The organism is Winogradskyella wichelsiae, from assembly GCF_013403925.1.
Taxonomy (GTDB): Bacteria; Bacteroidota; Bacteroidia; order Flavobacteriales; family Flavobacteriaceae; genus Winogradskyella; species Winogradskyella wichelsiae.
In genome coordinates, this window is the sequence record NZ_JABFDJ010000003.1 from 17,566 (window position 1) to 31,781 (window position 14,216).

The 14,216-nt window shown below is 30.5% G+C and carries 14 protein-coding genes; 4 read left to right on the forward strand and 10 right to left on the reverse strand.

From position 1 onward, the window contains the following. The first annotated feature begins 67 nt into the window (after positions 1 to 67). Together HM985_RS07375 and HM985_RS07380 are read left to right on the forward strand one after the other, a co-directional pair. On the forward strand, positions 68 to 868 hold the full coding sequence (locus tag HM985_RS07375; protein WP_179375646.1) for a sulfurtransferase: 801 nt from the start codon (positions 68 to 70) through the stop codon (positions 866 to 868). 4 nt (positions 869 to 872) lie between these two features. Further along, complete coding sequence (locus HM985_RS07380; RefSeq protein WP_179375647.1) at positions 873 to 1,205, forward strand: hypothetical protein; 333 nt, start codon at positions 873 to 875, stop codon at positions 1,203 to 1,205. Between the two features lie 150 nt (positions 1,206 to 1,355). Here the strand turns inward: HM985_RS07380 and HM985_RS07385 are convergent, their stop codons facing one another. The 5 genes from HM985_RS07385 to HM985_RS07400 form a co-directional block, all read right to left on the reverse strand. Continuing rightward, positions 1,356 to 1,763 (reverse strand): DUF4139 domain-containing protein, encoded by a 408-nt coding sequence (locus HM985_RS07385; RefSeq protein ID WP_179375965.1) that lies wholly within the window; start codon positions 1,761 to 1,763, stop codon positions 1,356 to 1,358. A gap of 139 nt (positions 1,764 to 1,902) precedes the next feature. Further along, on the reverse strand, positions 1,903 to 2,019 hold the full coding sequence (locus tag HM985_RS17435; RefSeq protein ID WP_394351835.1) for a DUF4140 domain-containing protein: 117 nt from the start codon (positions 2,017 to 2,019) through the stop codon (positions 1,903 to 1,905). Between the two features lie 461 nt (positions 2,020 to 2,480). Next, entirely contained in the window at positions 2,481 to 2,900 is a 420-nt protein-coding gene (locus HM985_RS07390; protein ID WP_179375648.1) for a thiol-disulfide oxidoreductase DCC family protein, read from the reverse strand. Between the two features lie 23 nt (positions 2,901 to 2,923). Continuing rightward, complete coding sequence (locus tag HM985_RS07395; protein ID WP_179375649.1) at positions 2,924 to 5,092, reverse strand: endonuclease MutS2; 2,169 nt, start codon at positions 5,090 to 5,092, stop codon at positions 2,924 to 2,926. Between the two features lie 48 nt (positions 5,093 to 5,140). After that, positions 5,141 to 6,634, reverse strand: coding sequence for a YfcC family protein (locus tag HM985_RS07400; RefSeq protein WP_179375650.1), 1,494 nt, complete (start codon positions 6,632 to 6,634; stop codon positions 5,141 to 5,143). 56 nt (positions 6,635 to 6,690) lie between these two features. Here HM985_RS07400 and HM985_RS07405 point away from each other — a divergent pair, with 56 nt between their 5' ends. Then, positions 6,691 to 7,365, forward strand: coding sequence for a uracil-DNA glycosylase (locus HM985_RS07405; protein WP_179375651.1), 675 nt, complete (start codon positions 6,691 to 6,693; stop codon positions 7,363 to 7,365). Between the two features lie 341 nt (positions 7,366 to 7,706). On the opposite strand, the gene HM985_RS07410 is transcribed toward HM985_RS07405, so the two are convergent. The 5 genes from HM985_RS07410 to HM985_RS07430 form a co-directional block, all read right to left on the reverse strand. Next, positions 7,707 to 8,561, reverse strand: a complete 855-nt coding sequence (locus HM985_RS07410) for a substrate-binding domain-containing protein (protein WP_179375652.1) — start codon at positions 8,559 to 8,561, stop codon at positions 7,707 to 7,709. A 120-nt stretch (positions 8,562 to 8,681) separates the two neighbouring features. Beyond that, the gene (locus HM985_RS07415; RefSeq protein ID WP_179375653.1) at positions 8,682 to 9,554 is read right to left on the reverse strand and encodes a nucleoside phosphorylase; all 873 of its coding nucleotides are present in this window, start codon (positions 9,552 to 9,554) and stop codon (positions 8,682 to 8,684) included. Then, positions 9,544 to 10,485: a DUF1835 domain-containing protein gene (locus HM985_RS07420; protein ID WP_179375654.1), complete on the reverse strand. Its 942-nt coding sequence runs from the start codon at positions 10,483 to 10,485 to the stop codon at positions 9,544 to 9,546. Before HM985_RS07420 ends, HM985_RS07415 begins: the two co-directional genes overlap by 11 nt. 3 nt (positions 10,486 to 10,488) lie before the next feature. Then, positions 10,489 to 10,818, reverse strand: a complete 330-nt coding sequence (locus tag HM985_RS07425; protein ID WP_179375655.1) for a translation initiation factor — start codon at positions 10,816 to 10,818, stop codon at positions 10,489 to 10,491. A 90-nt stretch (positions 10,819 to 10,908) separates the two neighbouring features. Next, complete coding sequence (locus tag HM985_RS07430; RefSeq protein ID WP_179375656.1) at positions 10,909 to 11,859, reverse strand: isopenicillin N synthase family dioxygenase; 951 nt, start codon at positions 11,857 to 11,859, stop codon at positions 10,909 to 10,911. Between the two features lie 147 nt (positions 11,860 to 12,006). Here HM985_RS07430 and HM985_RS07435 point away from each other — a divergent pair, with 147 nt between their 5' ends. Further along, complete coding sequence (locus tag HM985_RS07435; protein ID WP_179375657.1) at positions 12,007 to 14,007, forward strand: alpha-ketoacid dehydrogenase subunit alpha/beta; 2,001 nt, start codon at positions 12,007 to 12,009, stop codon at positions 14,005 to 14,007. Positions 14,008 to 14,216 lie beyond the last annotated feature (209 nt).

The following is a 14,216-nucleotide window of genomic DNA, read 5'->3' on the forward strand; positions in this document are numbered from 1 at the left end:
AAAGTTAATTTAGCACAAATAATTTTACTTAATAGACTTAATAAATAATCTATTGAAAACAACTTATATGAATTCTAATTTGGTTTCGGTAGATTGGCTTAATGATCACATTAACGACCCTAATTTAGTTTTGTTCGATGCTACAATTAATAAAGTAATTGATGTTAATTCAACTCGAATACCAAATGCTAGATTCTTTGATATAAAAAAGAAATTTAGTGATGTTTCGGCTCCATTTCCAAGTACACTACCTTCAAAAGAACAATTTCAAACAGAAACCCAATTACTAGGTGTTAACAGCAATTCATTTATCGTTGTTTACGATGACAAGGGCATTTATTCAAGTGCCAGAGTTTGGTGGTTATTTAAAGTGTTTGGTTTTAAAAATTGCGCTGTTTTAGATGGAGGTTTACCAGAATGGCAATTACAAGATTTTGAAGTTAAAAATTATAACAAAGAAACGTACTCTAAAGGAAATTTTAAAGTAGAATTTAATGCAAACTTAATGACTAACTTTAAAGGTGTTAATAGGTTCTGTAATGATGCAAATACCTTAGTTGTTGATGCACGTTCAGAAGATCGTTTTCTGTGCAAAGTAGACGAACCTAAAGAAGGTTTACGCCGGGGAACGATTCCTAATTCTAAAAACCTACCTTATACCGTGTTATTTAATGGTTATAAAATGAAGTCGAAGGACCAACTTTTACCAATATTTAATACTTTAGTTGAAAATAAAGAGAAAATTGTGTTTAGTTGTGGTTCTGGTATTACAGCTTGCATTTTAGCCTTAGGGGCAACACTTTGTAATTATAATAATTTAGTTGTCTATGATGGCTCATGGACAGAATACGGAAGTTTAACAAATTGAATACATGAATACAATAGACTGGACACGAGATGAACTCGTAGCCTACATTTTGCTTTTTGCAGCAAATTCAGACTTTAAAGAGCGTATAGAAGAAAAAAAAATGATTCTTTCTTTAGTTGATAAGAGTACGTTTCAAGATATTCATGATGAATTTAATCGAGATAACGATTATCAGGGCATCAAGAAAATTAAGACAAGCTTAGAGCAGCATCACTATACCAAAGATGATATTGATATTTTACTTGAAGATATAAGAGTACTCTTTCTATCTGATGATGATTTTGATATAACAGAACAGAATATGTATCGCTTTTTAGAACGCTTATTAAAGAATTAAAAAAAGCCTCAAAATAAAAATAACGGTTCTATCGTATTTGTTGATACTCATAAGATACTAGACAAAAATCTTATAGAGAATTAAACTCGTTCCTAACTAACAGAAGTTAGGGTTTAATTGATGCCATTTTGTTTTTGAGGCTTGGTAGTGTTATAGGTTAACGCGTTTTTCTTTCGGAAATTTTACAGTGTACGAATGTTTAACATTTTTTATTTCACTTGATTTTAAATTGAAAAACCATTTTAAAATTCCGCTTTCTTCATTGTAAGTTGAGTTCTCAGTTTCTATAGCATCAATTTTTATATTTTTATGCTGACTAATGGGAATACGGTCTAATATAGTAAGTTGAATATCTGATAGTTTATTGTTTTTAACCTCAATTTCAAAAGCTTTCTGAATCACTTTATTGTTTCCTATAAATGTTGTCTTTTTAAAATCATTTCGTTGCTTTCGCTTCACAATAATGTTAGGATCAACTCCAAGAGAAACTGTTAAACTATCTGTGGTTGCACTTGGATTAATATTAGTTTTCCCTGAATAGCTGCCTTCAAAATAAATATTAGCTTCTGCGGGTAATAGATTATTTAGTTTGTAAAGTTAAAATAGAATCACTTTGCTTTTTCTTAGACAAATAATTAATACCGTAATTAATAGAGAGAATTGATGTCTTCTGTAATCCTGAAATTTGAATGCTACTTTATTCAATGTAAGGGGATAGATCATTGAAAGTAATTTCAGATTTACCAGAATTTAGTTCTATAGAAGCCATTCTATTAATTTCAGCATCATATAAATATACGGTAACCGCATCTATTTTACTTGATTATTGAAAAGCATAAGTTGAATTGATACTTATTAGGATTAGTAATATTTTAAGAAATTTGAGCGGTATGAGTGTGGTTTTCATAAATGTTGGTTTTTGTATGAAAACTAAAATTAGAGTAACGATTTAATCATTGTAAGTCTATTTGAGTAAAGTCTATTTTTAAATTATTGAACTTAGCTTATCAATGAGTAAAGAATAAATAGGTCATTGATAGTTATTAATTGCAAATCGCAGTCACCAATCAAATAAATAAGTTATTATATCGAAGTTTTTAATTTAATAACCGTCTTAATTTTATATTTGTACACTTAATTTAATATATTATAAATCAATTTGTTATTATGATCAAATTGAAGGTTTATATTTTTTAATTGAGTTTTAAGTAAGTTGTTAATTTAAAAAGTCCTTTTCATTGGTTAGGAAAAGGGCTTTTTTATCTTAGTTCTTATTCAATCTAGAAATTTAGAATTTAATTCTGGAGTTGGAATCATACAAGCTTCTTTTTTACCATACCATTTATAACGATTTTTAGCAATATAATTATAAACCCAATTTCTTAAAAAAGAAGGTAGAACTAAAAATACTGTTAATAAATTTATAGGAAATCCAAGGTACTTGGCAACTAGCAATGCTGCTGTAGATTTATAAGAGAGCTTCTTTTTTAAAGGATTGTAAAGTAAAATAGAATCTGTTTCTTCGGTATCGATATTAAATTTTTTAATAATTTGTTTTCCTATAGCACTTTGAAGTGGTGCAAATAGAAATTTATGCTTTGTATCCCTTTTAATAACATATAATACACTAGCATTGCAAAGATTGCAAACACCATCAAAAAGTATTAATTGTTTATTGTTTGGAATGTCTATCATTATATAAAGGTAATAAACGTATTTTATTTTTTCATGGCTTGCACCAATTCTAACTGATCTAAACTAACGTTAGTTGTAAACATACCATAGTTAACATTGGCTTTTCCTTTTTCAATACTATCAATAGTACCAACCGCTTTACCGTCTAACATTCTCACGCGATCATTAAGTCTTAAAATAGCTTTTGGTTTTTCTACTTTAATAGCTTTTTTCTTAGCCTCTTTTTTCTTTTCGCGGATAACTTCAACTTTCTTTTCCGCTTCTTGCTTTACTTGTTTCTCTTTTGCTTTGATTGTTTTTTTCTGTTTTGCAGATACTTTTTTACGCTTAGAGTTTTCAATTTGCACTAATCGGAATAACTCGTCCATTAGTACTTTCTTTTTCTTGTCTTCAAAGTATTGTTCAGAAATATCATTTACTTTTTGGCCTAAATAAATAAGACGTTGGTTAGAATCATACAATTCTTGAAAGTTCTCTAATTTCTTTTGAACTTTAGCATTAATTTCTTCAAGTTTATCTGCTTCAGAAATTTTCTTTTTTTCATTTTCTTTAAGTGAGCGTTCCGTACGTTCTAACTTACTACGTTCTTTTTGTAGCTTGGCAATAGTAGCATCAAAACGAACTTTACCACGTTCAATTTTCTTTTTAGATTTATTGATTAAGCTGTATGGAATTCCATTTTTTTGTGCAACTTCAAACGTAAAAGAACTACCTGCTTGCCCAACAACCAATTTGTACATAGGCTCTAATGTTTTCTCATTAAAAAGCATATTTGCATTTTTGATATGAGGCAATTCATTAGCTAGTAATTTTAAATTTGAATAGTGCGTAGTTATAATTCCGTAAGCTTCTCGTTCATAAAATACTTCTAAAAAAGTTTCCGCTAAAGCACCACCCAATTCAGGGTCACTTCCTGTTCCAAATTCATCAATTAAGAAGAGTGTTTTGTTATTACACTTCTTAAGGAAGTAATTCATCTGTTTCAATCTGTAACTATACGTGCTTAAATGGTTTTCTATAGATTGATTATCGCCAATATCACTTAGTATTCGATCGAATAAACAAACATAGCTTCTTTCATGAACAGGGATCAACATTCCACTTTGAATCATCACTTGTAATAAGCCAACGGTCTTCAATGTAATACTTTTCCCACCTGCATTTGGTCCAGAAATAACAATAATTCTACTATCTTTTTCTAAACCTATCGTTTGAGAAAATGTTTTTTTACCATTTTCTTTATTCGTTAAATAGAGTAGCGGATGATAGGCATCTCGCAAATTCATACTACGTTCTTCAGAAAATTCTGGTAAGATAGCATTCATACTTTCTGCATATTTTGCCTTTGCAGAAATAATATCTAATTGTGTTAGAAACTCTTGATAATTATGAAGCAGCGGTGCAAAGAGTCTAATATAATCTGTTAGCTCTTTTAATATTTTTATAACTTCTTCTTTTTCTTCGTATTCTAAATTGTTAAGTTCTCTCGTATATTGAAGTGTTGTTTCTGGTTCTATATAAACAATACTGCCTGTTTTACTACCTCCCATTATGGCACCTCTAACCTTTCTACGATACATTGCTTTTACAGCCAGTACACGCTTATTATCTACTACAGATTCTCTAATATCATCGAGATAATCGAGATTGTTATATGTGTTTAAAGCCGAAGAAAAACTACCATTAATCTTACCTTTTAATAGGTTTATAGATTTACGTAAGTTCGATAAAAGGGGGGAAGCATTATCTTTAATATCACCAAACCGATCAACAACAGCATCAACTTGTGTAATAAGCGATGTAGTTATTTCTATATGTTGACTAAACGCTTTAAGCTTTGGATAATACTCTTTAAATTTTTCTAAAAATTTTAAAATAGCATTTACTGTTAAAGACATGCTTACCAATTTCTGTAAGCTTGAAACTTCGAGATATGTATTTTCTATTTTAAGTAGTTTTAACTCTTTGGCAATGGTATCGAATCCATGATTTGGTATTCTATTATCATTATCAAAAGACGATAAATATTCATTAACGTAGATAAGCTCGCGTTTTAACTCTTCCTCTTCATTAAATGGAAGAATTGCTAAAACTGCTTCTTTACCCAAAGCAGTGAGTGCATGTTTACTAACTTGTTGTAAAACCGTATAAAACTCAAGGTCTTTTAAGGTTTTTTCATGAATATTTATCATGTACTTTTTTAATTTTTAGATTTACAAAGTTAGCATTTTAAAGTGGTATTATAAATATGAAGACATTGCCAATACTATTAGCGTAACTAACAGAAGCATAATAAATAATGGAAAAATAAATTTTAACCATTTACTATAGTTAATTTTAGCAACTGCTAAAGAAGCTAAAATTAAGCCTGTTGGATTAATAAGGTAAAATAAACCTAATCCGTATTGATAAGTATTAACAACAACTTCTCTACCAATACCAACGGTATCTGCTAAAGGTGCCATAATAGGCATGGTTAAAACAGCCATACCAGAAGAACTAGGAATAAAAAATGATAAGCCCGAGTAAATTACAGTTAGTACGCTTGCAAAAACACCTTTATTCATTCCCGTAGTAATATCACTTGCATAATAGAGTAAAGTATCGCTAATTAAACCATCTGTCATTAAAACGGTAACACCTCTAGCAATACCTATAATTAACGCCACACCTAATAAATCACTAGCGCCTTTTACAAAAGTCTCTATAAAATCGGTCTCGCTAATTTTAATAATAAATCCTATAATAATTGCACCTATTAAAAAAACTGTGGTCATTTCTACAAACCACCAATCTAACATTGATACACCAATAATCATTATAATAAAACAACTTGTAAACACAAACAAAGCGAGTTTTAGTCGCCAGTTAAAATTAATATTCGTGGTGTCTTTTATGGCAAATAAATTAGCAATTTCTTCTCTTTGATCATAAATCAAGGATTTAGTTGGATCATTTTTAACACGCTTTGCATAACGCATTATATAAAGTATCGTAATGGTTAGACATAAAAGAAGCATAAAAACACGTCCATATAAACCTGTGGTCCAGCTAATACCTGCCGAATCACTAGCTATAATAGTAGAAAATGGATTAATAGTAGAACACATGGTACCAATAGCTGAGCCTAAGAAAATGCTAGCAACACCAACAATAGCATCATATTTTGCAGCTAAAAAAACAGGAATTAAAATAGGGAAGAAAGCAATGGTTTCTTCGGCAAAGCCAAAAGTGGTTCCACCTAAAGCTACTAGAGTAGTCACTAAAACAATGAGCAATGGTTCTCGTCCTTTTAATAAAATGGCTAATTGACCTATTGCCGCATCAAAAGCACCTGATTTATTAAGTATTCCTATTAAACCCCCAATAATTAAAACAAGAAAAATAATATCTGCTGCTTCAATAATCCCTTTTACAGGTGATTTTACAAAATCATAAAAATTCTGTGGCTGAGATTCTAGTTTTTTATAAGTCCCTGGAATATTGATGGGTTTATAAATATCTCCATTAGTAAATTTTTGTATCGGAATTTTAATATTTAAATCTTCGAGCGTGGTTTGAGAGGCTGCTAAACTTATTTCTTCATCTAGACTTAATCGTGTAAATTTGTCAGTGGAGGTGTTATAGCTTAAAGTGTCATATTTTCCTGCAGGAATAACCCATGTTAAAAGTGTTACCAAACCGGCAATTATAAATAATATGGTTTGTGCAGAAGGAAATTTTAGATGTTTCATCTTTAAAATAATTTGACGCCAAATATAAACTTATAGAATGTAATTTGTTTTTAAATATGGATGTAAATATTAACGAAAGCTGGAAAAATGAACTCAATTTAGAATTTAAAAAACCATATTTTAAAGACTTACTCTCATTTGTCGATGAAGAATATAAAAATCAAATTTGTTTTCCGAAAAAATCCGATATTTTTAATGCTTTTAACCATTGCCAATTTGAAGATATAAAAGTTGTGATTATAGGACAAGACCCTTACCATGGTGTAGGGCAAGCTAACGGCTTAAGTTTTTCTGTTAAAGAGGGTATAAAACACCCGCCTTCTTTAGTTAATATTTTTAAAGAAATTGAACAAGACTTAGAACTCCCTTACCCTAAAACAGGAAACTTAACTCCTTGGGCTGATCAAGGGGTATTATTGCTAAATGCAACATTAACAGTTAGAGCTCATGAAGCTGCCAGCCATCAAAAACAAGGATGGGAGCAATTTACTGATGAAGTCATTAAAGCAATTAGTACTAAAAAAAACAATGTTGTCTTTTTACTTTGGGGTGGGTTTGCTAAGAAGAAAATGAAACTAATTGATAGGAGTAAGCATCATATCTTAGAGAGTGGACATCCATCACCACTGAGCGCAAATAGGGGATATTGGTTCGGGAATAAGCACTTTAGTAAAACTAACTCCCTGTTGGAGCAAGATGGCGTGTGCTCAATTGATTGGAAGTTATTTTAGGCTCGTTTGCCACTTTTGTTAAATTTGCATGTTTCTGAACTGTCTTTTTAGACGTTTTGTTGCAACTAAAAAGCAGCAATAAAAAATTCAATACAACTAAAGAACACAAAATTAAAACAATATTTATTATCATATTTACCAGATTAAGATAGGTTAATCATTTATTAAGTTTTTGTTAAGCGTTAGTTAAAGGGTTTTACAAATGTAATTGTTTTTTTTGAATTCAAAAAGACAACTACATAAATATATTTAATCCTAAATAAAAAGAGGTCAACTACTTAGCCTTAGTAAATGATGAAACTTATTGATAAATCAATTAAATATTCATTTTTAATGGAATTCTAAATTTTATGAATTAATTTTGAGTATTCTATTTTTTCAGAAATAATATTTAAATCAAATAGTTGTTTTTGTACATTGTTTAAAGTCTCTTTATCCATTATTTTTTGTGACCATTCTGTAATTGACAGCCAATTTTGTACATCTTCTAGTTCTTGTTTGTAGCGATCAGCAATTGTTTTATCAATACTAGGAATGGACTTAAACTCTGAAGTTGTTTCGTTAATAATATCTAAAATAATTTTTAGATCTTCTGGATTATTATCAATAAATTCTTGTCTTACAGCGATTACAAAACAGGGCCATGGTGACGGGCAATTATCTATTCTTCTAAAAGTACCATCATCGACTAAAGGTTTAGTGGTAAATTTCTCCCACATAAAATAATCAGCTTCGTTTTCAGTTAAGCCTTTAATAGCTCCATCTAAGTTTTTTATGACTTCAAAATTAAGGTCGTTTTCTAAATCCCAACCATTATTCTTAGCATTAATATAAGCCATTAAATGAGAGCCAGATCCATATCTACTTATTGCTGCTCTTGTTCCTTTTATATCTTCAATAGTTTGAAATTTTGAATCTGCTGCAACATGAATACCCCAAACTAAAGGGGTTTCTACAAAGGTTTGAACAATTTTAGAAGGATTACCTTCAATGATATCCTTTACAATCCCTTCTGTTAATATAACAGCCATGTCTATTTCTCCAGATCGTAATGCTTTGGTCATGGCACCTGTACCACCATAATAATCATTCCACCTTAGATTTATACCCTTGTCTTTATATTCGCCATTTTTTAATGTTAAATACCAAGCTAGGTTAAAGTGTTCTGGTACTCCACCAATATTTACTTTATTCATTGTTATACTGAACTTATATTCTATAACTATTTCTGAGAAGACAGAAATCTATTTATTAAACGCTTTTACTATATGCACTCTCCCAAAAAAAACAGATTACATAGTATATTTATCTTCAGTTTAGATATTAATTATACGTTCTAATGCATATTTAATTAATTTCTCTACTGTTTTTTTTGGGTTTTTACTAAAATCACCATTAGCTCTATTAGCAATGATAGCATTTAAGGATAAAGCTTCATGTCCTAATAATTTTGATAAACCATAAATTACAGATGTTTCCATTTCAAAATTAGTAATTCTGAAATCCTTATATACAAAATTATCTAATTTAGAATTAAGACCTGCATCTTTTAAAGGTAAGCGCAATATACGGCCTTGTGGTCCATAAAATCCACCTGCAGTCCCTGTCATTCCTTTAAAAATTTTATCGCTTTCAAATTCTTTTTCTAAAAACTTACTGTTTTCAATGATAATTGGTCGTGCTTTATTTTTATCCCAATTGGTATGTTCTATAAAAGCATCTTCAACTTCAGGATTGCTAATGCCATCAATTTGATAGAAGTGTAACATGCCATTAATATCTAAAGCGTGTGTACTAATTAAAAAAGTATCTACAGGAATATCTTCTTGAAGCGATCCAGAGGTCCCAATTCTAATAATATTTAAACTAGATAAAACTTCTTTTGGTTGTCTTGTCTCTAAGTCAATATTAACCAAAGCATCTAATTCATTTAAGACAATGTCTATATTATCTGGACCAATTCCGGTAGAAATAACAGTTAGTCTTTTGCCTTGATAATATCCGGTTTGTGTCTTAAACTCACGTTTTTGAGTTGAAAATTCAATACTATCAAAATGTTGCGTTATTTTTTCAACACGATCTTGATCTCCAACAAAAATAATAGTGTCTGAGATATTTTCTGGTTTTAAATTAAGATGATAAATACTACCATCTGGATTTAATATAAGTTCTGAATCTTTAATTGGCATTACATATTGTTTTAATAAGTCTATTTTGATCTTCGCTAAATTGATATTCTAAGCGATTTACACCTCCATAAAACATATTATTATTGATTTCTAAAGCGAAGTTATGTTGATGTAATAAGGCTTCATGTCCTTTTCTATTAAGTTTAACACTTTCCTCAGCAATGGTGTAAAATAAAGATAATTCTTGGATTTTTAGTGATAACTGAATATCGCTATAACCATAATAGCCTTGATAATTTAAGCAATAACCTAATAAGTGATTTATAGATTTAACTTCGTTTTCTTTAATAATCTTTAAAATATTAGCTTCAATATTTCCTAAACCACTTTTTTGATGCGGAAAACGCTCTAAATGAGCTTTTAAGCAATTGCTCATGTATTTAAAGTTGGATTCTTCAACAATATAAGGTTTAAAAATATTATGATCTTTTCCGCAGTATGTACGCCATAAAGCAATGGCTAAATCAATATCTTTTTGTGTTAACCTTACTTTATTTTCATAATGAGATTTAAGTTGCCCTGGACTTAATTCTGCTAAGCCTTTTAAACTTTTTTCTCCTTTTACACGTCCACTACAAATGAGATATAATGGTTTATCAATTTCTTTTTGATGTAATAAATTGATGACACCTAACAAATTGATGTGACAATACAAATCGTACTCAAACCATAGATTAATTTCTGAATAAGCCTCTACATCATCTAATTTAGCAAGCTCATGCTTCATATCTTTTTTGTCAACTTCAATATTATAGTGCTCCTTAAGAAAAGCAATACGAAGTTCAATAAATTCATCAGAATCTATCTTAGCTATTGTAGGTCCTTCACATAACATTTCTTGCCAAGTGAGTATATCGTCTTTAAAATTTAAATCTTTTAAATAATCTGATAAATTATTACCGTTAGTAATATGCAAACATTGTTTTTCCATAATTTAACCACCTACACGCTTAACATTAAAACCTTTTTCTTTAAGAAGTGTCATGATTTTATCACGGTAATCTCCTTGAATAATAATTTTATCGTCCTTAAAACTACCACCAACACTAAGTTTGGTTTTTAGTTCTTTAGCTAATTTTTTAAAATCTTCTGTAGCTCCTGTATAACCTTCTAAAATAGTAATAGGTTTCCCTTTTCGTTTTTCGTACTTACAAATTATAGGATCATCTTGTAGCCATAAATTGTTTTTAGAATCTTCAGTTGTTTTAGTAGGTTCTGGTGTGTGGTCTGGGAAGAGATTTTTTAATTGATCTTGTAAATCCATTTTTTAGTCTTCAGTAGTTTAGTTGGCAATCTTCAGTTCTTTGTATGCACTATTTTGGTGCATTGATATCTGTAGATGGCTAACAGACTATTATTTCTTAATAAGTCCTAGTTCAATTAAACGTTCGTTTAAAAATTCGCCTGCAGTGATATCTTCAAATTGTTTGGGGTTTTCATCATCTATACAACTCTCTAAAACATCTAATTTCATCTCGCTTACAGGGTGCATAAAAAATGGCATTGAATAGCGCGATGTTCCCCAAAGTTCTCTTGGCGGATTAATAACACGATGAATGGTAGATTTTAACTTGTTATTAGAATGTCTAGATAGCATATCCCCAACATTAATCATTAATTCATCTGGTTCTGCAATAGCGTCAATCCATTCGCCATCATTTCGTTGTACTTGTAAGCCTCTGCCTTGGGCACCCATTAACAAAGTAATAAGGTTAATATCACCATGCGCAGCTGCTCTTACAGCATTCTTAGGTTCTTGAGTAATTGGAGGATAGTGAATAGGTCTTAAAATTGAATTTCCATTATGTATATAATTATCAAAATAAGTTTCTTCTAAATTAAGATACAATGCTAATGAACGCAAAACATATTTTGCTGTTTTCTCGAGCATTTGATACGTTTGTTTACCAACGTCATTAAAATGATCTAATTCTTTTACATCAACGTTTTCAGGGTATGTTTTACGTCGTTCTTCATCATCTTCAACATATTGACCAAAATGCCAAAATTCTTTTAAATCCCCTTCTTTTTTACCTTTCGCACTTTCTTTCCCAAAAGAGACATAACCACGTTGACCACCAATTCCTGGTATTTCATAACCTTCTTTAATGTCTACTGGTAAATCGAAAAAATTCTTAACTTCAGAATACAAGCTATCTACTAAAGTATCATCTAAAAAATGACCTTTTAAAGCAACAAAGCCAATGTCTTCATATGCTTTACCTATGTCATTAATAAACTTTTGTTTTCGCTTAGGGTCTTCAGAAATGAAATCCTTTAAATCTACACTAGGTATTCTATCCATGGGATATTTGTTTAAAATTTATGAATATACAAAAGTAACAATAATAGTGATATAAACAGAAAACAGCATCTAGAGACTAAATGAAGCCTTATTTATATTATTGAATCAATTTTATTTACATTTGAAACATTACAGAAACAACACGCTATGCCAACGATCAATAAAAGTAAAATTGACTACAACAAAAGAAATCTAACAGATCAAACCTTGTTGAAGCTTTATTACAACATGTTAAAACCAAGGTTAATTGAAGAAAAAATGCTTATTCTTTTAAGACAAGGTAAAATTTCAAAATGGTTTTCGGGCATAGGACAAGAAGCTATATCTGTAGGTGTTACGATGGCTTTAAAGCCCAGTGAATATATCTTACCAATGCATAGGAATCTTGGTGTTTTTACATCACGCCAAATCCCATTGCAACGTTTGTTTTGTCAGTGGCAAGGTAAATTAAGTGGTTTTACTAAAGGAAGAGATCGTTCGTTTCATTTTGGTAGCCAAGAGTATAATATAATTGGTATGATTTCTCATTTAGGCCCTCAAATGGGCGTTGCTGATGGAATTGCCCTAGGAAATATTTTAAAAAATAATGGAAATGTAACAGCTGTCTTCTCTGGAGAGGGAGGAACTAGCGAAGGTGATTTTCATGAGGCCTTAAATGTTGCATCAGTTTGGCAATTACCTGTTATTTTTTGTATTGAAAACAATGGATACGGACTCTCTACACCTACTGAAGAGCAATATAATTGCAAACATTTGGCAGATAGAGGTAAGGGGTATGGCATTGACTCTTTTATTTTAGATGGAAATAATATAATAGAAACTTATACAAAAGTTCAAAAATTAGCCGAAAGTATTAGAAAACGACCTAGACCTATTTTAATAGAGTTTAAAACCTTTAGACGACGTGGACATGAAGAGGCTAGTGGAACAAAATATGTTCCTGAAGCATTAATGACTGAATGGGAATCTAAAGATCCCATAGAAAATTACAGAAGCTATTTGTTTAGTGAAAAAATTCTTACACAACAAATTGAGAACACTTACAGTACAGAAATTAAGGCTGATATAGAACAATCTTTAGCATTAGCTTATGCCGAACCAGACATTATAGCAGATGAAACTACTGAGTTGAATGATGTTTACAAGTCATTTAATTATGAACACTTTAGTCCCTGTGAAAATAAAAAAGAACTACGATTAATAGATGCTATTTCTGAAGGATTAAAACAGTCAATGGAAAAGCATAAAGACCTTGTTATTATGGGACAAGATATTGCCGAATATGGTGGTGTTTTTAAAATAACGGAAGGTTTTGTTGCGCAATTTGGAAAAGGTAGAGTACGAAATACCCCTATCTGTGAATCTGCCATTGTAGAAACAGCTATGGGCTTATCTATCTCAGGAATCAAATCAGTTGTAGAAATGCAATTTGCAGATTTTGCAACATCAGGTTTTAATCCTATTGTTAATTACTTAGCTAAGTCTTATTACAGGTGGCAACAAGAGGCCGATGTCGTTATTAGAATGCCTTGTGGAGGAGGTGTTGCAGCAGGACCTTTTCATTCACAAACTAATGAAGCTTGGTTCACAAAAACACCTGGTTTAAAAGTCGTATATCCTGCTTTTCCTTATGATGCCAAGGGGTTATTGGCAACAGCTATTAATGATCCTAATCCAGTGCTGTTTTTTGAACATAAAGCTTTATATAGAAGTATTCGACAAGATGTACCAATAAATTATTTTACCATTCCTTTTGGTGAAGCAGCGTTATTAAAAGAGGGTGAAGCTGTTACTATAATTTCTTATGGAGCCGGAGTACATTGGGCTTTAGAAACCTTAGAAAAGAATCCGAAAATTTCAGCAGATTTAATTGATTTAAGAACTTTACAGCCCTTAGATAAAGATACTATTATTAATTCAGTTAAAAAGACAGGAAGAGCAATCATTCTTCAAGAAGATTCTTTGTTTGGTGGTATTGCAAGTGATATTTCTGCTTTACTTATGGAAGAGTGTTTTGAATATTTGGATGCACCGGTAAAACGTGTGGCTAGTATGGAAACTCCAATACCATTTATTAATCAACTAGAAACGCAGTACTTAGCTAAGAGTAAGTTTGAAAACGTCTTAAATGAGCTCTTATTATACTAATCGCCGTTCGTCGACTAGAACGTGTCTTTAGTAGATAAATAAAGCTTTTAAGTCTAAAATGCATAAAATAAGGTTAAACTTTTTCTATTTTTATATTCTATAATCCCTGATCCATTTGTGACATTTTTTATGATAGTTAAACTAACTATTATGTTTTTACTATAAAATGACAATGTTTAATACAAATGGTTATTTATTTAACAATTTAA

Bases quoted from the DNA above. Each gene is read 5' to 3' on its own strand.
- HM985_RS07375 (WP_179375646.1), top strand. From the start codon at position 68: ATGAATTCTAATTTGGTTTCGGTAGATTGGCTTAATGATCACATTAAC.
- HM985_RS07380 (WP_179375647.1), top strand. From the start codon at position 873: ATGAATACAATAGACTGGACACGAGATGAACTCGTAGCCTACATTTTG.
- HM985_RS07390 (WP_179375648.1), bottom strand. From the start codon at position 2,900: ATGATAGACATTCCAAACAATAAACAATTAATACTTTTTGATGGTGTT.
- HM985_RS07395 (WP_179375649.1), bottom strand. From the start codon at position 5,092: ATGATAAATATTCATGAAAAAACCTTAAAAGACCTTGAGTTTTATACG.
- HM985_RS07400 (WP_179375650.1), bottom strand. From the start codon at position 6,634: ATGAAACATCTAAAATTTCCTTCTGCACAAACCATATTATTTATAATT.
- HM985_RS07405 (WP_179375651.1), top strand. From the start codon at position 6,691: ATGGATGTAAATATTAACGAAAGCTGGAAAAATGAACTCAATTTAGAA.
- HM985_RS07410 (WP_179375652.1), bottom strand. From the start codon at position 8,561: ATGAATAAAGTAAATATTGGTGGAGTACCAGAACACTTTAACCTAGCT.
- HM985_RS07415 (WP_179375653.1), bottom strand. From the start codon at position 9,554: ATGCCAATTAAAGATTCAGAACTTATATTAAATCCAGATGGTAGTATT.
- HM985_RS07420 (WP_179375654.1), bottom strand. From the start codon at position 10,485: ATGGAAAAACAATGTTTGCATATTACTAACGGTAATAATTTATCAGAT.
- HM985_RS07425 (WP_179375655.1), bottom strand. From the start codon at position 10,818: ATGGATTTACAAGATCAATTAAAAAATCTCTTCCCAGACCACACACCA.
- HM985_RS07430 (WP_179375656.1), bottom strand. From the start codon at position 11,859: ATGGATAGAATACCTAGTGTAGATTTAAAGGATTTCATTTCTGAAGAC.
- HM985_RS07435 (WP_179375657.1), top strand. From the start codon at position 12,007: ATGCCAACGATCAATAAAAGTAAAATTGACTACAACAAAAGAAATCTA.